Origin of the sequence: Enterococcus sp. DIV1067f (genome assembly GCF_050543505.1) — a bacterium.
GTDB classification, from domain to species: domain Bacteria; phylum Bacillota; class Bacilli; order Lactobacillales; family Enterococcaceae; genus Enterococcus_D; species Enterococcus_D entomosocium.
The window spans coordinates 2,750,903-2,770,202 of sequence record NZ_CP172940.1; the positions used below are offsets into that span (position 1 = coordinate 2,750,903).

17 protein-coding genes are annotated in these 19,300 nt (G+C 42.5%); 6 read left to right on the plus strand and 11 right to left on the minus strand.

Going from position 1 to position 19,300, the window contains the following annotated elements; all coding sequences use genetic code 11:
- Positions 1-48 precede the first annotated feature (48 nt).
- Positions 49-1,194, plus strand: a complete 1,146-nt coding sequence (locus IGJ42_RS12640) for a site-specific integrase (protein ID WP_155853352.1) — start codon at positions 49-51, stop codon at positions 1,192-1,194.
- 84 nt (positions 1,195-1,278) lie between these two features.
- Here the strand turns inward: IGJ42_RS12640 and IGJ42_RS12645 are convergent, their stop codons facing one another.
- From IGJ42_RS12645 to IGJ42_RS12665, 5 genes are all read right to left on the minus strand, one after another.
- On the minus strand, positions 1,279-1,596 hold the full coding sequence (locus IGJ42_RS12645; RefSeq protein WP_005228559.1) for a DUF1292 domain-containing protein: 318 nt from the start codon (positions 1,594-1,596) through the stop codon (positions 1,279-1,281).
- A gap of 22 nt (positions 1,597-1,618) precedes the next feature.
- Positions 1,619-2,050, minus strand: coding sequence for a Holliday junction resolvase RuvX (gene ruvX / locus IGJ42_RS12650; RefSeq protein WP_005234242.1), 432 nt, complete (start codon positions 2,048-2,050; stop codon positions 1,619-1,621).
- Positions 2,050-2,316: an IreB family regulatory phosphoprotein gene (locus tag IGJ42_RS12655; RefSeq protein WP_005228556.1), complete on the minus strand. Its 267-nt coding sequence runs from the start codon at positions 2,314-2,316 to the stop codon at positions 2,050-2,052. Before IGJ42_RS12655 ends, ruvX begins: the two co-directional genes overlap by 1 nt.
- A gap of 145 nt (positions 2,317-2,461) precedes the next feature.
- Positions 2,462-3,292, minus strand: coding sequence for a TIGR03943 family putative permease subunit (locus IGJ42_RS12660; RefSeq protein ID WP_086297853.1), 831 nt, complete (start codon positions 3,290-3,292; stop codon positions 2,462-2,464).
- Between the two features lie 3 nt (positions 3,293-3,295).
- Entirely contained in the window at positions 3,296-4,243 is a 948-nt protein-coding gene (locus IGJ42_RS12665; protein WP_086297855.1) for a permease, read from the minus strand.
- A 220-nt stretch (positions 4,244-4,463) separates the two neighbouring features.
- On the opposite strand from IGJ42_RS12665, the gene IGJ42_RS12670 reads away from it, so the two are divergent.
- A complete protein-coding gene (locus tag IGJ42_RS12670; RefSeq protein WP_086372317.1) occupies positions 4,464-4,826 on the plus strand; it encodes a thioredoxin family protein in 363 nt (120 codons plus the stop codon).
- Between the two features lie 92 nt (positions 4,827-4,918).
- On the opposite strand, the gene IGJ42_RS12675 is transcribed toward IGJ42_RS12670, so the two are convergent.
- Positions 4,919-5,593, minus strand: coding sequence for a redox-sensing transcriptional repressor Rex (locus tag IGJ42_RS12675; RefSeq protein ID WP_005228549.1), 675 nt, complete (start codon positions 5,591-5,593; stop codon positions 4,919-4,921).
- 217 nt (positions 5,594-5,810) lie between these two features.
- On the opposite strand from IGJ42_RS12675, the gene IGJ42_RS12680 reads away from it, so the two are divergent.
- From IGJ42_RS12680 to add, 4 genes are all read left to right on the plus strand, one after another.
- Entirely contained in the window at positions 5,811-7,742 is a 1,932-nt protein-coding gene (locus tag IGJ42_RS12680; RefSeq protein ID WP_315037042.1) for an ABC-F family ATP-binding cassette domain-containing protein, read from the plus strand.
- Positions 7,743-7,842: 100 nt separating this feature from the next.
- Entirely contained in the window at positions 7,843-8,565 is a 723-nt protein-coding gene (locus tag IGJ42_RS12685) for a C39 family peptidase (RefSeq protein ID WP_422705696.1), read from the plus strand.
- Positions 8,566-8,712: 147 nt separating this feature from the next.
- Positions 8,713-9,819 carry an alanine dehydrogenase gene (ald, locus tag IGJ42_RS12690; RefSeq protein ID WP_016612688.1) on the plus strand — a complete coding sequence of 369 codons (1,107 nt, stop codon included), beginning with the start codon at positions 8,713-8,715 and terminating at the stop codon, positions 9,817-9,819.
- Positions 9,820-9,971: 152 nt separating this feature from the next.
- Complete coding sequence (add, locus tag IGJ42_RS12695) at positions 9,972-10,988, plus strand: adenosine deaminase (protein ID WP_422705694.1); 1,017 nt, start codon at positions 9,972-9,974, stop codon at positions 10,986-10,988.
- A gap of 68 nt (positions 10,989-11,056) precedes the next feature.
- Here the strand turns inward: add and IGJ42_RS12700 are convergent, their stop codons facing one another.
- The 5 genes from IGJ42_RS12700 to IGJ42_RS12720 form a co-directional block, all read right to left on the minus strand.
- Positions 11,057-11,824, minus strand: a complete 768-nt coding sequence (locus IGJ42_RS12700; protein ID WP_430615669.1) for a histidinol-phosphatase — start codon at positions 11,822-11,824, stop codon at positions 11,057-11,059.
- A 273-nt stretch (positions 11,825-12,097) separates the two neighbouring features.
- Positions 12,098-13,081 (minus strand): LacI family DNA-binding transcriptional regulator, encoded by a 984-nt coding sequence (locus tag IGJ42_RS12705; RefSeq protein ID WP_244732334.1) that lies wholly within the window; start codon positions 13,079-13,081, stop codon positions 12,098-12,100.
- Positions 13,082-13,367: 286 nt separating this feature from the next.
- Complete coding sequence (locus IGJ42_RS12710; protein ID WP_430615671.1) at positions 13,368-14,207, minus strand: sugar phosphate isomerase/epimerase family protein; 840 nt, start codon at positions 14,205-14,207, stop codon at positions 13,368-13,370.
- Complete coding sequence (locus tag IGJ42_RS12715; protein WP_430615673.1) at positions 14,179-16,851, minus strand: beta-galactosidase; 2,673 nt, start codon at positions 16,849-16,851, stop codon at positions 14,179-14,181. Before IGJ42_RS12715 ends, IGJ42_RS12710 begins: the two co-directional genes overlap by 29 nt.
- 193 nt (positions 16,852-17,044) lie before the next feature.
- A complete protein-coding gene (locus tag IGJ42_RS12720) occupies positions 17,045-19,255 on the minus strand; it encodes a helix-turn-helix transcriptional regulator (protein WP_142437393.1) in 2,211 nt (736 codons plus the stop codon).
- Positions 19,256-19,300 lie beyond the last annotated feature (45 nt).

Below are 19,300 nucleotides of genomic sequence, written 5' to 3' on the forward strand. Positions count from 1 at the left end.
TCTTTTTCCTATCAAAAGCACGCCACGCAACTGATAGGAGGAAAAGCAATGGCAATAATTAAACAATATGAAAAGAAAGACGGAGCCAAAGCATGGATGTTTCAAACCTACCTTGGAATCAATCCATTAACTGGTAAAGAAGTCCGTACTACACGTAGAAATTTTAAAACAAAAAAAGAAGCTCAAATCGAGCTTAATAGACTACTTGTAGACTTTGAAGATAACGGACTTAAACAAGACACGAACGAGACTTTTCAAGAAATCTATGAACTTTGGTATGAAAGTTATAAAACCACTGTAAAGGAAGTCACTCAATTAAAAATTGAGATCAAGTTCAATAAATGGATTCTTCCAAAATATGGTAAATTCAGGATCAAAGAAATCACTGTAAAACACGTTCAGAAAATATTGAATCAATGGGCGAAAATGACGGATCAATATAAAGTCCTACATTCTACCGTAAGCCGTATTTTCAAATACGCAATGACTTTGGGGCTAATTACTAAAAACCCCTGTGAACTTGTAATCATGCCCAATAGAAATGTTGAAAAAAAGAAAGATACTGTCAAAATTTATTCACGGAATCAACTAGAAATTCTCTTCCAATACTTGGAATCAAAAAGAAGTACCTATAGAGCAGATTACGATAAAACGCTACTTCGCTTTCTGTTTTTTAGTGGTTGTCGAATTAGTGAGGCTTTAGCTTTGAACTGGTCAGATATTGACTTTGATTCAAACACCGTAACTATAAACAAAACCTTAAGCCAAACAAAATATGGGTACAAAATTTCAAGTCCAAAAACGAAAAATAGTTATGGTTCTCTATCTTTAGACAATAAAACTATTAATTGGCTAAAGAAATGGCAAATCAATCAAAAAAGATATATGTTAACCCTTGGTATTACTGATCCAACAATGATTTTTTGTGGAATATACAAGGAAATCATTACTAAACACGCTATTTATTCTCGTATGATCACAATCTGCAAGAATTCCGGTATTCCATTTCTAGGAAACCATGTAACCAGACACACTCATGCTAGTATGCTGTTAGAGTCAGGAGTCTCCATGAAGGAAGTTCAAGAACGCCTTAGACACTCATCAATCAAATTAACAATGGATACTTATGCTCATCTAACTAAAGAAACCAAAGAAAAAACCGTTGAAAAGCTTGCAGAACACCTAAATTTCTAGCGGAACGTATTCAATCTCGTATTCAAAACAAAACACAAAAAAGCTGAACCCTTATTCGCTAAGGGTTCAGCCATCATTTTAAGACTATTCTTCTTCTTCCGCCATGAATGTGTTGAAGACTTCTTCAATCATATCCCATTCTGCTTCTGTTTCGATCTGTTCTAATTCACCTTCAGAACCGTCTTCGTTTTCAATATAAGCGTATGCTTGTAATTCAACGTCTTCTTCTTCTGGTACGCCTGCTGGATAAAGCAAGACGTAGTTGCGGCCGAATTCTTCCGTACCGTCAACCGTTAATAGAATTTCGTATAATGTTTCATTTCCTTGATCATCGATTAAAGTAATGTGTTCATGTCCTTCATGATCGTGATCGTGGTTATGATCGTGTGTATGTTCTGACATTTATTTTCCTCTTTTCTGTAAATTAAAACAGCTGTTTCCCAGCACCATCTAAATAATTCTGCAAAATCATGACTGCTGCTAATTTATCAATCACTTTTTTTCGTTTGGCACGCGATGTATTCGCCTGTTCTACCAGCATTCGTTCTGCTTGAACGGTCGTCAGACGTTCGTCTTGGTAAACGACCGGCAAACCGAATTGCTGTTCGATCGCTGCGCCGTAAGCCATAGAAGCTTCCGCTCTAGGTCCGATCGTATTATTCATATTTTTAGGTAGTCCTACCACAAAACGTGAGACTTCATATTCTTTCACCAATTCAGCAAGTCGATCATAACCGAAATTGCCTTCATCTTCATTGATGCGAATGATCTCGATCCCTTGTGCTGTCCAGCCCATTGGGTCACTGACCGCCACGCCGACTGTCCGCGAACCAACATCCAATCCCATGATTCTCATTATAGGTTGATCCCGTGATTGCCTAAATAATAACGGATCAGAACTTCCATGATCTCATCCCGTTCGTGACGACGAATCAAATTCCGGGCATCCCGATAACGAGGAATGTAAGCCGGGTCGCCAGAAAGGAGATAACCGACGATTTGATTGATCGGATTGTATCCTTTTTCCTCTAATGCTCGGTAGACGATAGCTAATGTTTCGCTGACTTCTTTTTTACGGCTATCATCAAAATCAAAGCGAACTGTTTCATCTGTAAAACCCATTTCACGACACCTCTCTTTTGTATAGATTTTAGCATATGTTCCTACTATATTGTACTAAACGTTTGATAAAACTACAAACATATGCTTAGATTTTCTCCATTATAACAAAGGTTTATGATGTTTTTATGAACTTTCTTAAAAAAAGCTAGAAAGCGCGATAGACATACTGGTTTTCTGGTGCTTCAATCGTCTTCTCTTGGTCTGCTACCACCATCGGCAAGTCCCGTTTGAAGGGTTGATAGTACTTCGATTGGATCGTCCCTTCCACGTGGAGCCACTGGTTATTTTCTGCCGTTGTTTGTTGTGGTAATTCCACTCGCAAGCCAAAAACGCCTGAATCAGCCACACAATGGATAATGCCAAAACGAAACAAAAAGATTTCATTGGCATCATCTTGATCTGCATGGTACACAAATCCATCATAGGTGATTTTCTTGCCAATAAATTCGCTCGGGTACGTATAGATCAACTCCATGACTTCCAAGTAATTTTCTTCCGTTATCGCAATCGTCTCATCTTTGGCGTAACGTGCCAAGGCTGCATCCATCTGAGTGTCATAATCTTCTTTGTTAAAATAAAGACTTGTATCGGGTTTCAGATATTGGGTCGTCATTTCTGGATCCCCCACAGATTCTTCACTTAGGGGGAAATTAAACCCTTTTGCTTCAACGATCGTCGTATCCAAGCTAACGGTGGGGAAAAAGAGACCCACGATGATCGGTAAGGCTAATAGAAAATACGCAATCACTCGTTGGTGTTTTTTCTCTAATCCATGCTGGTGCTCATCGTCATGATGATGCTCGGGCTCTTGTTTGACCCAAAAATACAGCTGGACCAAAGCCAATAATAAAGAAATGATCATGGATAAAATAGCGAGATAGCGATAATGAATGTTGATAAACTGATTGAGTTTACCCGTCACTTGCAAATACATCATCAATTCAAAATAGCCTGATAAGATCAAAAAACGAACCATTCTTTACACCACCCATGCATAAATTGAAACGACGATTGCGACTAAACCAACTAAAGAAGCGATAAAACGCCCCGAAAAGTACCGCTTCATCATCAACAGGTTTTTAATATCTACCATTGGACCAAAAACCAGGAAACCGACGACTGGTCCAGTGCCGAATAAACTCAACAACGAAGAGCCGATAAAGGCATCTGCTTCGGAACATAGGGATAACGTTAATGCTAACAGCAGCATGACGAAGACCGCTAACAGCTTCGTGGAGCCTAATGTCAGCATCAAACCAGTTGGCAGATAGGTCTGCATCGCTGAGGCGATCAACGCACCAATGATCAAATAACGCCCAGTATCGAAAAACTCATCCAAACTATGCTGCAGCAAATGACGAATCTGCCGAAGGAACGGATGACTGGTCTTTTCTGTTTGATGGTGGGCGTGATCATGCCCATGATGGTGTGGGTGGGCTGCCTGCTCATTCCCGCCACTTAATTGATTGGCAAGCCGTGTTTTTAAGACCTCTTGTTTGTTAAAATACGCCAGCCAGATCCCCACGACCATTGCGACCAATAAGCTGCCCAGTACACGCAAAAAGGCGAACTTCGCGGAATTTCCAAAGGCAATGAATGTCGAAAAAATCACGATAGGATTGATGATCGGTGCAGTCAGCATAAAGGCAAACGCCGTATACACTGGAACCTCTTTTTTTACGAACTGATTAACGATCGGTACGATCCCACATTCGCAGGAAGGAAAAAAGACCCCCAGACCACAACCAACTGTGATCGATGCCAATTTGTTTTTTGGTAAGAGTCTCGTGACTCTTTCTGGCGTCAAGAAGACTTGTAAGGCACCTGAGATCAAGCAGCCCAATAGGACAAACGGCAAGGCTTCAATGACGATAGATAAAAAAATAACACTCATTTGCAGGACAGAATTCGGTAATGCCTGAAACATAACTTTAACCTTCTTTATCAATAAATTCGAAACGCTGGAATTACTATACGTTTTTTCCTTTTTTTATACAACGTTTTTTTTAAAGCAGCCTATTTTTTTAATCGTTGCTTTAGATTTCCCTTATCTTTGAATCCTTCTTACTCACCTAAGCGATCAGCTGCTAGCAGATATTTTGACTTTTCCTCAAGAACAGCGTACATTTTCCATGGAGGAATGACTTATGCAAAAAAATCAACCGATCCAAGAGCAGCTCGCCCAACAACCGTTGGCACTACTCTATCTCTCTCAACCGAATTGCAGTATTTGTGTTGCAGACAAACCACGCATCCAAAAACTGGCACAAACCCAGCAACTCCCCCTAATTACCATCAACACGCTGGCAGAGCCAGAAGCAGCCAGTTTATTTTCGGTCTTGACGGTTCCCGTCGTCCTCTTGTTCGCGAATGGGAAAGAAGTGCATCGTGAAGCCCGCATCATCGATTTCACACGTTTGACTCAACAAATCTTGCGGTATCAAGAAGCGCTCACAAGCGTTGAAGAGCAAGATTCCTACGAATCACTTTTTGACCAGTTAGACGAGTAAGATCAATGGCGAAAAGCAAAAAACAGCTTTCAGATCGTTGTATATACTACGATCTGGCAGCTGTTTTGTTGGTTCCTATTTATGTGATGCGATTATTCGCTTAGTGATGGTTCTTCTACTGGTTCTTCATGTGACAAGACGTTGCCTGAATGCAAGAAATAAATCAATGTTTGCAATTCATTGGTTAAGTCAACGTTTTGAATCAGCACGCCTTTTGGTGCAGTGATCCGTGCAGGTGTAAAGTTCAAGATTCCTTTAATGCCAGCTTTCACAAGCTCATTCACTAAATCTTGTGAATGTTGTGCGGGAACCGTCAAAATAGCCACATCGATCTGCTGGATCTTCACTTGTTCCTTCATGTCATCCATTGGATAGACCGGCACACCATCTACGATTCGACCAACTAGATCTTCGTTGACATCAAATGCAGCACTGATCCGAATGCTGTTGCTTTGGTGAAATTTGTATTTCAACAAGGCGCTCCCCAAGTTTCCGACACCGACTAAAGCTACATTCGTCATGTGGTCTTCGTTCAATGTCTTCGCAAAGAACTGCATCAAGCTTTCAACGTCATAGCCATAGCCGCGTTTTCCTAATTCACCAAAGTAGGAAAAGTCGCGGCGGATCGTCGCACTATCAACTTGAACAGCTTCACTTAGTTCGGTCGAAGAAACTTTTAATTTGCCAGCTTGGTGCAAAATACGCAAGTAACGATAATATAAAGGCAATCGCTTCGCTGTTGCCTTTGGAATTTGATGATCTTTCAAAGAATACTCCCCCATTGTGAAAAATTCACTTGTGATGAAGCTATCATAACAAATACATTGTTCAAAAATCAATTTGAATGCTCATAATTTGAAATATAAATTTTATAATGGTAAAATCAAACTTTTTCCCAATCGCTGTTTTTCATAAAATATGATAGACTTGTAGTATTGCAACCTTGATACAGACAAGTTTCTTAAAGATAGGAATGACATACACATGATTTTATTACAAGCCAACCAAATCGCCCGTCTTTTCGGAGCCGAGGTTTTATTTGAAAATATCCAATTAGAGATTGCCAGCAATTCCCGAATCGCGCTTGTTGGGCGCAACGGTGCTGGTAAATCAACGCTACTGAAAATTATTGCTGGACTCGAAAGTCCTGATAAAGGAACGATCGCTAAAAACAAGACCGCTACGATGGGCTACTTAGCTCAAGATACCGGACTTGATAGTCAGGCCACCGTTTGGGAAGAAATGCTAGGAGCTTTTGCAACGGTTCGACAGATGGAGCAGCGCATGCGTACCTTAGAGATCGCCATCTCCGAAGCAGATCCTGCTGCTGACTCTGGCAATCTCCTGAAGGAATACGATCAATTGCAACATGAATTTGCAGAAAAAAACGGCTATGGCTATGAAAATGAAATTCGCTCCGTCTTGCACGGTTTTCAGTTTGATCCTTCTTTTTACACACAGCCGATCGATACCCTTTCCGGTGGTCAAAAAACCCGCTTGGCATTAGCAAAAATGCTGCTGCAAAAACCTGATATCTTGATCCTCGATGAGCCGACCAACCATTTAGACATCGAAACGTTATCTTGGTTGGAAAACTATCTACAAGGATATGCCGGTGCGTTGCTGATCGTTTCCCATGACCGTTACTTCTTAGACAAAGTTGTCAACGAAGTCTACGAACTGAGTCGGCAAAAAATGCGCCACTACAAAGGCAATTACAGCCGCTATTTGACCCTGAAAGCTGAACAGCTGCAAAGCGAATGGAAAGCCTTTGAAAAGCAGCAAGAAGAAATCAATAAACTGGAAGACTTTGTTGCCCGCAACCTTGTCCGTGCCTCTACCACCAAACGCGCGCAAAGTCGCCGTAAGCAATTGGAGAAAATGGACCGGTTGGATCGCCCGCAAGGAGATGAAAAATCCGCCCACTTCCTTTTTTCCATTGAAAAACCTTCAGGAAATGTTGTAATGCAAGTAGAAAATGCCGCTATCGGTTATTCTGAAGAAGAAGTCTTATCGGCGCCCATCGACTTAGATGTTCGTCGCAAAGATGCGATCGCTTTAGTGGGGCCGAATGGGATCGGCAAGTCAACCTTACTGAAATCGCTGATTCATAAAATCCCCTTTATTCAAGGAAAGGTGCATTTTGGCGCCAATGTCTCAATCGGGTACTATGACCAAACTCAATCCGATCTGCACTCAACCAAAACGATCCTCCATGAGCTTTGGGATGACCACAGTACCACACCTGAAGTCGATATTCGCAATATATTAGGCAGCTTCTTATTTTCGGGAGAAGATGTTGAAAAGCCGATCACGCTGTTAAGTGGTGGCGAAAAAGCCCGTGTCGCTTTGGCAAAATTAGCCATGGATCATGACAATTTCTTGATTTTGGATGAACCAACCAATCACTTAGACATCGACAGCAAAGAAGTCTTAGAAAATGCCCTGATCGATTATGAAGGCACGTTGTTCTTCGTATCTCACGACCGCTACTTTATCAATCGAATCGCCACCAAGGTCGTGGAACTGTCTGAAAATGGCAGCAAGCTCTATCTAGGCGATTACGATTATTATTTAGAAAAGAAACAAGAAGAAGCTGAAATCGCAGCGATGCTGGAAGCAAAAACAACCGAAACCACCATTTCAGCAGGCAAACAAAACTTTGTCCAAAGCAAAGAACAGCAAAAAGCCGTTAGAACCTTACAGCGAAAAGTCGCCCAAATCGAAGAAGAGCTTGCCAAGATAGAAGAAACGATCCAGCAACTGGAACAAGACATGACCGCACCAGAAGCGTTGAATGATCATGTAAAATTGACCGCGTTGAATCAAGCGTTAGAACAAGCCCGCACTGAACAAGAAGCCCTATTAGAAGCATGGGAAAATACTAGCTTAGAACTAGAGGCATTTGAAAGTTGATCGTGGAATCGGTCTGTAGGCCGATGACAAGCTCCCCCTCCTTTGTTTTACTTAAAAGAACAGGATGAATACGTACGATTCGTAAAACAAGGAGGGAAAAATGCAAAAACAGACAGATGTTTATCGAAAGCGTCGGCCAATGATTGTTTTAGCAGGATTGGTGTTGATTTGGATAGGGTTCAATCGAATCTCTCATCACGTGTTGTACGGAGAGTTGTACGAACACGTGCACACCGTCGTTGCCTATGATGAGAGTTATGACGACGAATATATTTACTCTCAAGCTATTTTTAGTGAAGATATCAATGCTTACTTAGGGGAAATGGACATCACAACACCGATTTTCCTGCAGACAAACGAAGAATGGGCCGATAGATCCTATGGCAATGACGGCAGCCAAACCTTAGCAGAAAACGGCTGTGCGATCGCTTCTCTTGCGATGGTTCAATCCTATCTTGAAGGCTATCACATTACGCCACCGGAAGTCCTTGATTGGGCAGGAGATCATTATTACGTTGACGGCCAAGGAACGGACTGGCGGATTTTTTCTGACTTTGCCGATGCAAACGGCTACAACTATTATGATCTTAGTACTGACCTAGCTAGCGTTGAAGCCTACTTGCAACAAAATCATCCCGTCATCGTTTCTATGACCCCAGGGGAATTTACAGATGGCGGCCATATCATGGTCTTAGGTGGAATGATGGGCGATCAAGTGTTTGTCTTAGATCCCAATGATGATCCGGAAAAATCCCACTACGCTACTTACTACACACTAGATGAAATCGCTGATCAAAGCTTGCGCTTTTGGACCTTCAGCTGATTGTTCGAAAAAAGTCCCATTGGGGGCTTTTTTCTTTGTCGTCCCGAAAGCAGCAACTGGATCTTACTTTTTTAATAAAAAAACCCTTTTTTCTCCCCTTGGGAATCCGCTTTCTATTATAATGGAAGAAAGAAAGGTGTGAAGTCTATGAAAATCGGTATCCCCAAAGAAATCAAGAACAATGAAAATCGTGTGGCATTGCCGCCCTCCGGAGTCTATGAGTTAGTCCAAGACGGACACGAAGTCTTCGTTGAACAAGGCGCTGGTGCAGGATCAACCTTTTCTGATCAAGCGTATCAGGAAGTCGGCGCTACGATTGCTACCGTTGAAGAGGTTTGGGCCTCTGAATTGGTTATGAAAGTCAAAGAACCTTTACCAGAAGAATACCCCTTTTTGCATGAGGGACTGGTTTTATTCACCTATTTCCACGTAGCCGCCAATCAACAGCTTGCTCAAGCGTTGATCGACAGCAAAGTGATCGCTGTTGCTTATGAGAACGTCCAGCTGGCGAACGGCACCCTGCCTTTACTGTCTCCCATGAGTGAGATCGCTGGAAGAATGTCTGTTCAAATTGGCGCGCAATTTCTCGAAAAAATTTATGGCGGAAAAGGGATCCTGCTTTCGGGTGTTCCCGGCGTCCGTCAAGGTCGGGTAACGATCATTGGTGGTGGCGTTGCCGGCGAGAATGCCGCGAGAGTCGCCGTAGGTCTAGGCGCACAAGTGACAATTTTAGACGTTTCAATCCCACGCTTACAAGAGCTGGATCGACAATTTTCTGGTCAAGTCCAAACTTTGTATTCCAATCGTTTGAATATCGAGCGAACGATCCAATCCGCAGACTTGGTGGTAGGAGCCGTTTTATTGCCAGGACAAAAAGCCCCGTGCTTAGTGACCCGCGACATGGTGAAACAGATGCCTGAAAAATCCGTGATCGTCGATATTGCCATTGACCAAGGCGGAATTTTCGAGACCGAAGACAAAGTCACCACCCACGACGAGCCAACCTATATCCGGGAAGAAGTCATTCACTATGCAGTGGCGAATATGCCGGGTGCTGTGCCGCAAACGGCAACCATCGCATTGAGCATTGCCACATTACCGTATGCCCAGCAGCTAGCGAAAGACCCTTTAGCAGCGTTGCGAGAAAACGAGGCACTTGCCAAAGGGGTCATCGCCTATGAGGGCGCATTTACTTCAAAAGAAGCCGCTCATGATCTGTCATTGCCTTTTACCGATCTATCGGAGTTGATTTGAGCCACTCTCCCACAATAAAACCAGCAGCCGCACAAGTAATTCGCGGCTGCTGGTTTGCTTTCTATGAGAATTTCCTTTTTTGGGTAGCATGGGCTTTGGAAGTATGCTATATTCATACTTAAAAAAAATTCGACCTAGACAGGAGGAACACTGTGCTTACTCAACAACAAATCCAAGCATTTCCCAAAGTAGAACTTCATTGCCATCTCGACGGTTCCATTCGTCCAGAAACATTGATCGCCATCGCCAATCAGCAAGAGCTTCCCATCGCTCAAGACATCGAAGCTGTGAAAGCACAGATGCAAGCCCCCAAAGATTGTCATGACCTGAGGGATTATCTTAGCTGCTTTGATTTCGTTCGGCCGTATTTGCAAACACAAGAAGCTTTAGCAGCTGCTGCCTATGACGTGATGGAACAAGCCGCTCAAGATGGGGTCGCTTATATTGAGATCCGCTTTGCCCCCAGCTTATCGATGGACAAAGGACTCACTTGCAGCCAGACCATCCAAGCCGTGATCGAAGGCATCGCACGAGCAGAAAAACGCTACCCAATCAAAGGCAATGTTTTGGTCATTGGGATGCGTCAAGAAGACCTATCAGCTATTACGGAGATTTTTGATGAAGCGATCGCTCTTACCGATGAAAAAGTAGTCGGTATTGATCTAGCAGGTCCAGAAGAAGACGGGTACGTCCCTGATTTAGCTGCCAGCTATCAAGTGTTCCTCAAGAACCAAAGTGTCCAGCTGACCTTACATGCAGGCGAATGCGGCTGTGTGCAAAACATTTATCAAGCCATCGAAAGCGGTGCGCAGCGGATTGGCCACGGCATCGCCTTAAAAGGAGATCACACTGCTCAAGCGTTTGTTCGAGAACAAAAGCGCTGTATCGAAGGCTGTCCTACCAGCAATGTTCATACTCGTGCGATTCCCACATACTCGGCATACCCATTAAGAGAATGGCTGGAAGCCAAGGTCCCTTTTTGTTTGAACACCGATAACCGAACGGTCTCAAATACGACATTGACCAATGAATACCTGCAAATGGCTCATCATTGCGACATGTCCGAATCAGAGATGCGCTTCATAAACGAAACTGCCGCTCAGCATTCCTTTGCGGAAGCTGCCGACAAAGCGGTACTCTTGAAAAAAATTCAAGAATGGCAATTCTAATAAACATGGACGCTAGTGATCCCCACTGGCGTCCATGTTTATTTCCAAAACAATCAACTTTCTTTCCTTCACGCAAAGAAGAGCCGATCGATCCTTGTTAATCCTAAGGCATCGATTTCTAAAAGAGCTCTTTCGTAAATTTCTGTATTTGTGAAAGCCGCACTCTCGTGGGCATCGATCCCAATAATACAAGAGCAGCCGACTTCCTTAGCGATCTTCCAAAATTCAGGATGCGGATAGCCACCATTCGTATAGCCCGCCAAATTATACTCCAATGGCAGCTGATACTCTTTGGCTTTTTCGCATAAACGGTAAGCAACTTCTTCGCAATGGGAATCGAAGGTTTTATAGCCCCGCATAAACACATCTGGGTGTGCCATATAAGCAAAAATTTCTGATTCGATCCCTTGTAAAGAAACACGGAGATAATCTTTGATCGCTTTTACCGAATCCCCGGGTGTATGGTCGTAATAGTGATTGCTTTCGATTTCAGGAAAGTGATTGCCAAAAATCAAATAGTCGATCGACAGCCTTTCTTTCTCTGCAACCAGCCAAGGGATCATTGTTTCAAAATATTCACACTCTAATCCTAATTTCACATCGATTTGTCCTTGGTATTTTTCCTGTAAGCTTTTCACCGATGAAACGTAATCTTCCAATTGCGCAACATCCATCCGCATGGGCGAGACATCCCCATCCTCAAAGGGCCAAGGGCAATGATCAGCGAAGCCAATTTCCTTAAAGCCAGCTTGGATGGCTTTGATCACATAGTCTTCATCAGAATCCCGTGCATGTTTGCATCGAGTTGTGTGGGTATGATAGTTTGCTTTCCACATGGTTATTCACTCCTTCATATTACATTTAGGTTGATTTGTTTTTGTGATCGCATTTTAGGTACACTCTTCTTGAGGCGTTATCCTTCAAGCCGTTCGCTATTTTACAGAATCTTTTGTAAGCGGAACCATTTTTTCGAAAAAATAGTACTAGCTATCAACACCTATCACTTAGCAACTTCATCAGTCTGGATTTATTCCAGTCCATTTCATTATAGAATTGCGGCTATCCCAAGACAATCAAAAGAAAGCTGCAAACGGTTGCTTCTTTTCCCATCACTTCCATTGAGTCGTTTCTCTTGGGACAAATGAATTTTTCAAGAGGACGTGTCTTGGTGCGGTTTTGTCTCCTTGTACCTCTTGAAAAAGTAGCTGGGTCGTCCAATCCACCATCTCCTCTAAAGGTCGTGCGATGGACGAAAGCAAAGGGCTAGTACAAAGACAAACATTGGTGTTTTCATAACCAATCACCTGAATCGCTTCACCAATCTTTTTATCCAGTGAATGAAGGGAACGTAAAGCACAGGCTGCCAAAAAATCGCTTGCCGCAAAAATGCCATCGATAGAAGGCCATTGATGAAAAAGTTGATCAAAGGATGTTTGCGTGACATTTACAAAATCGAGTACGACCTCGTGAACAAGAATCTCTGGGTATTGGTCCATCACTTGATAAAAACCAGCCGATTTTTCTTGAACGGAATGTAATGTCTTTGGCCCATTAATGAAGAGGATCTCGCGACAACGATTTTGGATTAAGATCTGTGCTGCCAACTGTCCACCTGAGGTATTATCCGCAGAAACGGAGGATACTTCATCGCTAAGGACTCTACCCACACTCACTAGAGGTAATTTGAGAACCTTTTGCAACAACGGACCTTGCGTACAAAGGTTGGTACATAAGATCAACCCATCAATATTATTTGCGAGAAACAAGTTCAAAAAATAGGCTTCTCTTTCAGGATTTCCTTGTGTGGTACCAATCATCAAACTATAGCCTTTCTCAATCAGTTGCGACTCGATTCGGGTAATAAATTGATTATAAAAATCATTTTTCAAATCATAGATCAGCAAGCCGATCATCTTTGAAGAATTGTAATAAAAGGACCGTGCTAATTCATTTGGTACATAATCAAGTGCTTGAATTGCTTCTAGCACAACCCGCTTTGTTTCTTCATTCACGTATTTTTTATTGTTGATCACTCGTGAGACGGTAGTCACGGATACATTGGCAAGTTTTGCCACATCTTGCATGTTTGCCATTGGTCCCTCCTTTCTCTCTTTTTCATGTCTCGTAATTGTTAAATCCTTTTCCATTTGATCTATTATCCGAATGCAACACTCTAAAATACTTTCTTTTTATTCTATAATAACAAACCTTGCATCATATTTTCTGTTTTTATGAAAATAAAAAAGCTGTTTAGATGAAATCTCACCATAAACAACTTTTCTATGCTCGATAAAAGTTTGCATTAATGTCAGCGTCTTTGAAGAAAACAAGAAAATCACTCCCGTGTTCTCTTAAACAATCATTTACAAAAGCACCCAGCTAATTTTTTAAATCTAAGCCTTCAATCAACGCCACCGCACGATCGATCCCAGCGTCTTTTGTTTCTTCTAACACCACGTAACAGTATGGCTTGTGTTTGATCAGAAGCTGTAAAATTTCTGGATACCGTATTTGTCCTTCACCTAACGGGACAGGGATCACTTCTTCTCTCGAGAGTTGAAAATCCTTTAGGTGCAAGCAGACGATTTTCTCGCCAAAAAGAGTAAACGCTTCTTCTACCAATGCAACTTGATCAGCAGCCGTTTTTGCGGTGATCAAATTCGTTGGATCGTAAATGATCCCTAGATAATCAGAAGGAACACGTTCAATCAGCTCGGCGATGCGCTGATTCGAATACAACGGATGATTCATTCCTGCTTCGATCCCTAACATGGTTTTATGTTTTTCTCCTACTCGAACGAGTCGCTGGATCACATGGATCAAGTCTTCAAAAACCTCATCCGAAAAATTCTCTTCGCTATATCCCAGCGCGGCAATGACTGAGCCTGTTTCTGAAGCCACCATGCTGGCACCAAAATAACGGGCATGGAATAAGTAGCGCTCAAATTTCTGTAAGATTTTCTCTCGTTCCTCTGGTTCGGGATGAATCAAGTTACTATAACAACTTAACAAAGCGATTTGAACGCCTTGTTCTTGGAATTCATTCTTGAAGAAGGTCCCCATACCTGGACTCATTTTTTCAGGAGCACTTAGGTCTGGAAAAGACGCATTCAAGGCAAACTGAACGTTTCTTATTTTCTTTGCTCCTACCGCTTGTGCTAGCTGCTTGGGTGTATATTCTCCTGAGAGGTCATGCCCTCGGATGGCTAAATGAATCATCTGACTCCTCGCTTTCTACTGTTTTTTCCCATTCAATAATCAAATTTTCATAAGGTTCTAGCCTATGGTTCCCCCGCGCCAGCGCTTCACCTGATAAGCGTTCGAAACCGGGGAGATGTAAGGTAAAGTCAGCTGTCGTCATCCCTAAGTTACTGATCCAGAGTTGGACATGGGTCGCTGACTCTCGGCGATACTTCATCACACCTTCCGAACATTTGATCAACAGGCGCTCTGATTCATAAGGGAAAAGTTCTTTGTGACAAAACGACTGCCATATCAAACTGTCTGTTAAATTGCTAGGTAGCGCACCTAAATAGATGATCTCTCCTTGAGCCAGTTGTTTCTTAGCTAGTAGCGTTTGGTCATTCCCTCGTCCGATCGTTTCCCAATCTTCTGGGCAATGAAAAACTGTGACCAAATGATCCAAAGGTTCTTTTAGGCCGTCATAGGTTAGCTGATAAGTCAGTCCTTTCACCGTAAATTGCTGGATTTCGTCAAACCCGAGCCATTCTCCTAAACGATCTAAGCCATTTGTCGCTGGCCACGCCAGCTCTTTGGTCCGATCCCCCGTCATCGGGCCTAAAATCAGCTTACCTCCTGCTTCAGTAAAGGCGGCAAATTTTTTCAGCAAGGTCGGACTGATCCAACGAACAAATGGGGCAAGAACAACATCATACTCTTCTAACGGACTATTTTCTTGAATGATTTCTACACGAATCCCTTGGCGAATCAGACTGCCGTAAAATTCGGTAAACAGGCTGCGATAATCATAAACACCTCCATGATCGATCGTGTAAAAGCGTTTCGAGTAATCCGAGTAGATGATGGCTATTTTTGACGATACATACTTCGTTTCCGCTAAAAGTGGTGCGATCTGTTGTCTTAGTTCGCCAATCCGAACTACCTCTTCATACCCACAATCTGGCTCTCCCCAAGCAGTTAACACGGCACTATGGGGTTGCTCCACACCATAGCGATGTCCACGAAAATGCCAAAAGCAGAAGGATTTCAAATGACCAGCATAGCCAATGAACGCTTCACTTGTGACAAACCCATGAGGACGAGGTGCCGCATAATTTTCAATATGACCAGCATTGGCAGTACAAGTTTCTAACAATAACAGTTCCTTGTTGCGCGGTTTGACATTCCGCCAACGATCCAAGTTCATGGTATACGCTGGATAGTTGTCTGCCGGTGCATACGTATCAAAACCAGCAATATCTAAATCAGCAAATAGCTCATCATTTTGCAAGTTAAACCCAAAAGCGGAGTTATGGGTAATGGGTAACGCGGTCTCCATTCGGATAAAATGACAAAGATCATGCGCAAACTCATTCAACATATCAGTGGTAAAGCGACGAAAGGCATTCATCAGGGAAGAATTATGCAAAAACGGGGTCGTTAGTGGCAAGACGACATCCTCAAATGCGTCATACCACTCACTCCATACCTTCGTGCCCCAACACTCGTTGAGGTTGGTCACGGATTGATAGCTATCTTTTAAATACGTATGCCAACGCGTTTGGCACGTCGTACAATAACATAGATCGACATGACATTTAAATTCATTGTCCAATTGCAACATAACAACATTTTCATGTTTTTCGGCAATCTCAGCGATTTTTCTCGTCAACCGATAGGCATAACGGCGAAAGTCCTCGTTGTTTGTACAGACATGCTGTCTTGAGCCGTGATGCATCTTCGTTCCATCTTGATTAGTGATTAATGCTTCTGGGTACTGTTTTGTAAACCAGCGGGGTGGGGTCGGCGTTGGAATACATAAGCAAACATCGATGCCATTTGCTTGGTACTGTTCTAGCGCACGTTCCAACAACGAAAAATCATATTCTCCAGGTTGAGGCTCCAAGTCACGCCAAATGAATTCCCCAATTCTAGCAAAATTCATGCCCAACGTTTTCATCGTTTGACTATCACTTTGCATGATTTCTTCCGACCAGACTTCTGGATACATGCAGGCGCCGTAATAAATATCAGGAAACAGTGGTTGCTCATGGAAAAACGCCTGTAAACGAATCGCTACATAGCGAGCGATCATATGCGCCCCGACCTTTGAAAAGTGGGTATCATCTGCGAGACCTGCAGGATAATTGGGGTGTTCATCCGGTGCTAACCAAACAAAGAGTGCTTTGGAAGCTTCTAGTCCTAGTGTGTCATAATAATGATAGGTATAGCGATTTAAATCAAACAAATCCACTTCTTCCGTTCGACTAAGTTCTCTTAAGACCGATAAAAACGCTGACAACGTATGCGCCAGTCGTCCCTCTTCTCCTACACGCCGTTCAACAGGTGTACACAGGATCGGGATTCCTGTTTTTTCTTTGATTTGACGGATCATGTCTGTCAAATGAGCAATGTACGCCTCCATCGTGACATGATTTTTCTCTTTTTGGTCATTATGTCCAAATTGCAGTAGGACGACTGTATTCGGTTCGACTTCTTGCAGGAGTTGCTCAAACAACCCTTCTTCGATAAAGGAACGAGTCGTACTGCCGTTTTTCGCAAAATTGTGTACGTCTACTTCTGGGGACAGATAGCTTGGTAAAGCTTGTCCCCAGCCCATCATTGGCTGTTGATCAAGGGGATAATCCGCCACGGTTGAATCTCCGCCTAGAACGATTTTCATTTCTTTTCTTCCTCCATCTATTTACTATCAGATTTCCAACAGCTTCGACAAGTCCACTGGTTTTCTTGCTGAACATAAGCTGCATTAGAAATCGCTTTCTTTTCTATTATACAAAACATTCGCTGACGAAAACATGGAAAAATCAGAGCAAAAGCTGCGAAAATACGAGCTTTTCCGCAGCAACCAACAGTGATCAGCTCTGACCTTTTCGATATTGTCCTGGGGTCATTCCCGTGCACTTTTTAAATAAACGATTGAAGTAACTGGGATTATACCCAAGGTTTTCTGCAATTTCATTGATTTGGTGATCAGTTTCGAGCAACTGCCGTTTTGCTTCTACGATGCGAACATTGGTTAAATAATCAATAAAGTTGACCTGCTTGGCACGCTTGAACTCCTTACTCAAAAAGATTGGGTCTACTTCGAAACGATCCGCAACGTATTCTAACGAAATTTGTTCATTGCGAAAATCAGATTGGATGTACTCAGCTACTTTTTGGATCATTTCACTATAAGAATTAGCGACATTTTCTTGCCAGAGGATGGAGACGGGTTTTAAGAAATGATGGTACAAAAAGGCTTGGATCTGATTGATGGCTAAAAGTCGTTCGATTCGCTCTAACACAACCGTTTTCGATACATAATCCGTTCGTGAGACACCATTTTCATTTAAAAGGTAATCGACTTGATCGTACAGTCGATTGACCACATAGATCACCGCAGCCTGTTGATTGTTTTCTGCCACGACCTGTTCCAAAAACCGCTGGAGACTTCGTTGCAATTCTTCATGATAGCCACTTTTCAGCGCTGTTAAAATCAAATTTTCTTGCGAAAGAGAATACTTCGGCAGCGGGCGCATTTTCTCTCCTTGAAGCACTTGATTTTCGGGAATCAACCGTTGCAGATGGATTTGCTTTTTGAGACGTTGGGCAACTTCAGGCAACTTGCGAATCTCAGTTTCTTGTTGCGAACTAACGATGGTGACATAACGGCAGACGATCAAATTGATTTGCTTGGTGACCATCGTGAAGTAATCTGTCAGTTGCTGCTCTTGATTGACCACAAAAACCAAAATCCGCCCTTCATTTGACGAAACGATGGTTGATTCTGGGAAAAACATGGCTGTGACATCCGTTATAATGTTTTCTAGCGCAAACAAAATGTGGGTTTCATCTTGTGAATTTGCTTGATTGCTTAATAGATCATTGAGTTGAAAATAAAACAGGCGATACCCTTGGTCACTTAAGCGCCAGTTTTTTTGCTGCAGTAATTGTTGCGATTCTTCCTCTGACAAATAGCCATAATACCCTTCCATCAAATGTTGGATCACTTGCCGCTTCAGCGAATCTTGAAAGCGTTCCGCCTGATTTTGTAGCAATCCTTTTTCCCGACTTAATTGTTGCCAACGGTCCACCAAAAACTCCAGATCGTTTTCTTTTTTCCATTGGGTATTACCAAAGAGCTGATCCATCGTTTTTTCAAAAGGTTGGTATTGTTTTTTTGCCAAAAAGAGACTCATGACTGCCACACAAGCAATAAAAAGAATACTTACGACGATCAGCACTCTAGCCAAATGAGTGACTGGCTCGGTAATCAATGCTAAGGGAACGACGGTATAAAACGTCCATATTTGGTTGAGTCGCGTACTGTTTACGGCGATCATGCTATAATCATTGCCATTGATCGATTCGACCCAGGTTCCTTGATGCTCCTCACTCAGCGGTTGGATAACATTCGCTAAGTTCTGATCGCCAATAAAACGAAAACTCTCATGATTAAAGGAAATCGCTGCGAGTCCATTTTCAATTTGAGTATCATAAAAATACTTTAACAATGATTGCTCGTCGATCGTTGCAACTAAAAAAATTTTAGGCTGATCTTCGCCTTGGCTATCAATGTTTTGTACAAAAATCAATTCATCCTCTTCTTCAATGATCTTCCACTGATACTGCCTACCATTATCGATCCGATAGCGTGCAAATGCTGTTTTGGTTTGCTCGAGCGTTAATTCATACGTGCCGCCACTTTCAATCCCAAAGGGCGCCTCTCCGAGCGAATAAATACCGATTCGATTGACATAATTGGAGCTATTGGTTAAGTAAAACAATTCTTCCGACAGCTGGATCAACGTCTGATAATTCGTCGTTTCCAATAAATCTTCTTGGTAGCGCCTTTGAAACGATTGCCCCCAAACGCTTAAAGTCACTTCCAGCTGCGAGAACTGTTGGTTGATGTTACTAACGATTCCTTCGACTTGGCGATTGTTTAGTTCTTGATACGATCGTTGTAATGGTCCGATCAAATAGGCATGCAAAAAGATTGCAACGGCTAATAGCGGCACGACGATCCATAGACTGGCTAGCTGCAGTTTTCGATGAAAACCGCCTGTTTTAAAGTACTTCATTCCCAAACACCCTTGTAATAGATTTTATGTAACAAATTGTCATGC

Coding starts and splice junctions, on each gene's coding strand:
- IGJ42_RS12640 (WP_155853352.1), top strand. CDS start 49: ATGGCAATAATTAAACAATATGAAAAGAAAGACGGAGCCAAAGCATGG.
- IGJ42_RS12645 (WP_005228559.1), bottom strand. CDS start 1,596: ATGTCAGAACATACACACGATCATAACCACGATCACGATCATGAAGGA.
- ruvX (WP_005234242.1), bottom strand. CDS start 2,050: ATGAGAATCATGGGATTGGATGTTGGTTCGCGGACAGTCGGCGTGGCG.
- IGJ42_RS12655 (WP_005228556.1), bottom strand. CDS start 2,316: ATGGGTTTTACAGATGAAACAGTTCGCTTTGATTTTGATGATAGCCGT.
- IGJ42_RS12660 (WP_086297853.1), bottom strand. CDS start 3,292: ATGGTTCGTTTTTTGATCTTATCAGGCTATTTTGAATTGATGATGTAT.
- IGJ42_RS12665 (WP_086297855.1), bottom strand. CDS start 4,243: ATGTTTCAGGCATTACCGAATTCTGTCCTGCAAATGAGTGTTATTTTT.
- IGJ42_RS12670 (WP_086372317.1), top strand. CDS start 4,464: ATGCAAAAAAATCAACCGATCCAAGAGCAGCTCGCCCAACAACCGTTG.
- IGJ42_RS12680 (WP_315037042.1), top strand. CDS start 5,811: ATGATTTTATTACAAGCCAACCAAATCGCCCGTCTTTTCGGAGCCGAG.
- IGJ42_RS12685 (WP_422705696.1), top strand. CDS start 7,843: ATGCAAAAACAGACAGATGTTTATCGAAAGCGTCGGCCAATGATTGTT.
- ald (WP_016612688.1), top strand. CDS start 8,713: ATGAAAATCGGTATCCCCAAAGAAATCAAGAACAATGAAAATCGTGTG.
- IGJ42_RS12700 (WP_430615669.1), bottom strand. CDS start 11,824: ATGTGGAAAGCAAACTATCATACCCACACAACTCGATGCAAACATGCA.
- IGJ42_RS12705 (WP_244732334.1), bottom strand. CDS start 13,081: ATGGCAAACATGCAAGATGTGGCAAAACTTGCCAATGTATCCGTGACT.
- IGJ42_RS12710 (WP_430615671.1), bottom strand. CDS start 14,207: ATGATTCATTTAGCCATCCGAGGGCATGACCTCTCAGGAGAATATACA.
- IGJ42_RS12715 (WP_430615673.1), bottom strand. CDS start 16,851: ATGAAAATCGTTCTAGGCGGAGATTCAACCGTGGCGGATTATCCCCTT.
- IGJ42_RS12720 (WP_142437393.1), bottom strand. CDS start 19,255: ATGAAGTACTTTAAAACAGGCGGTTTTCATCGAAAACTGCAGCTAGCC.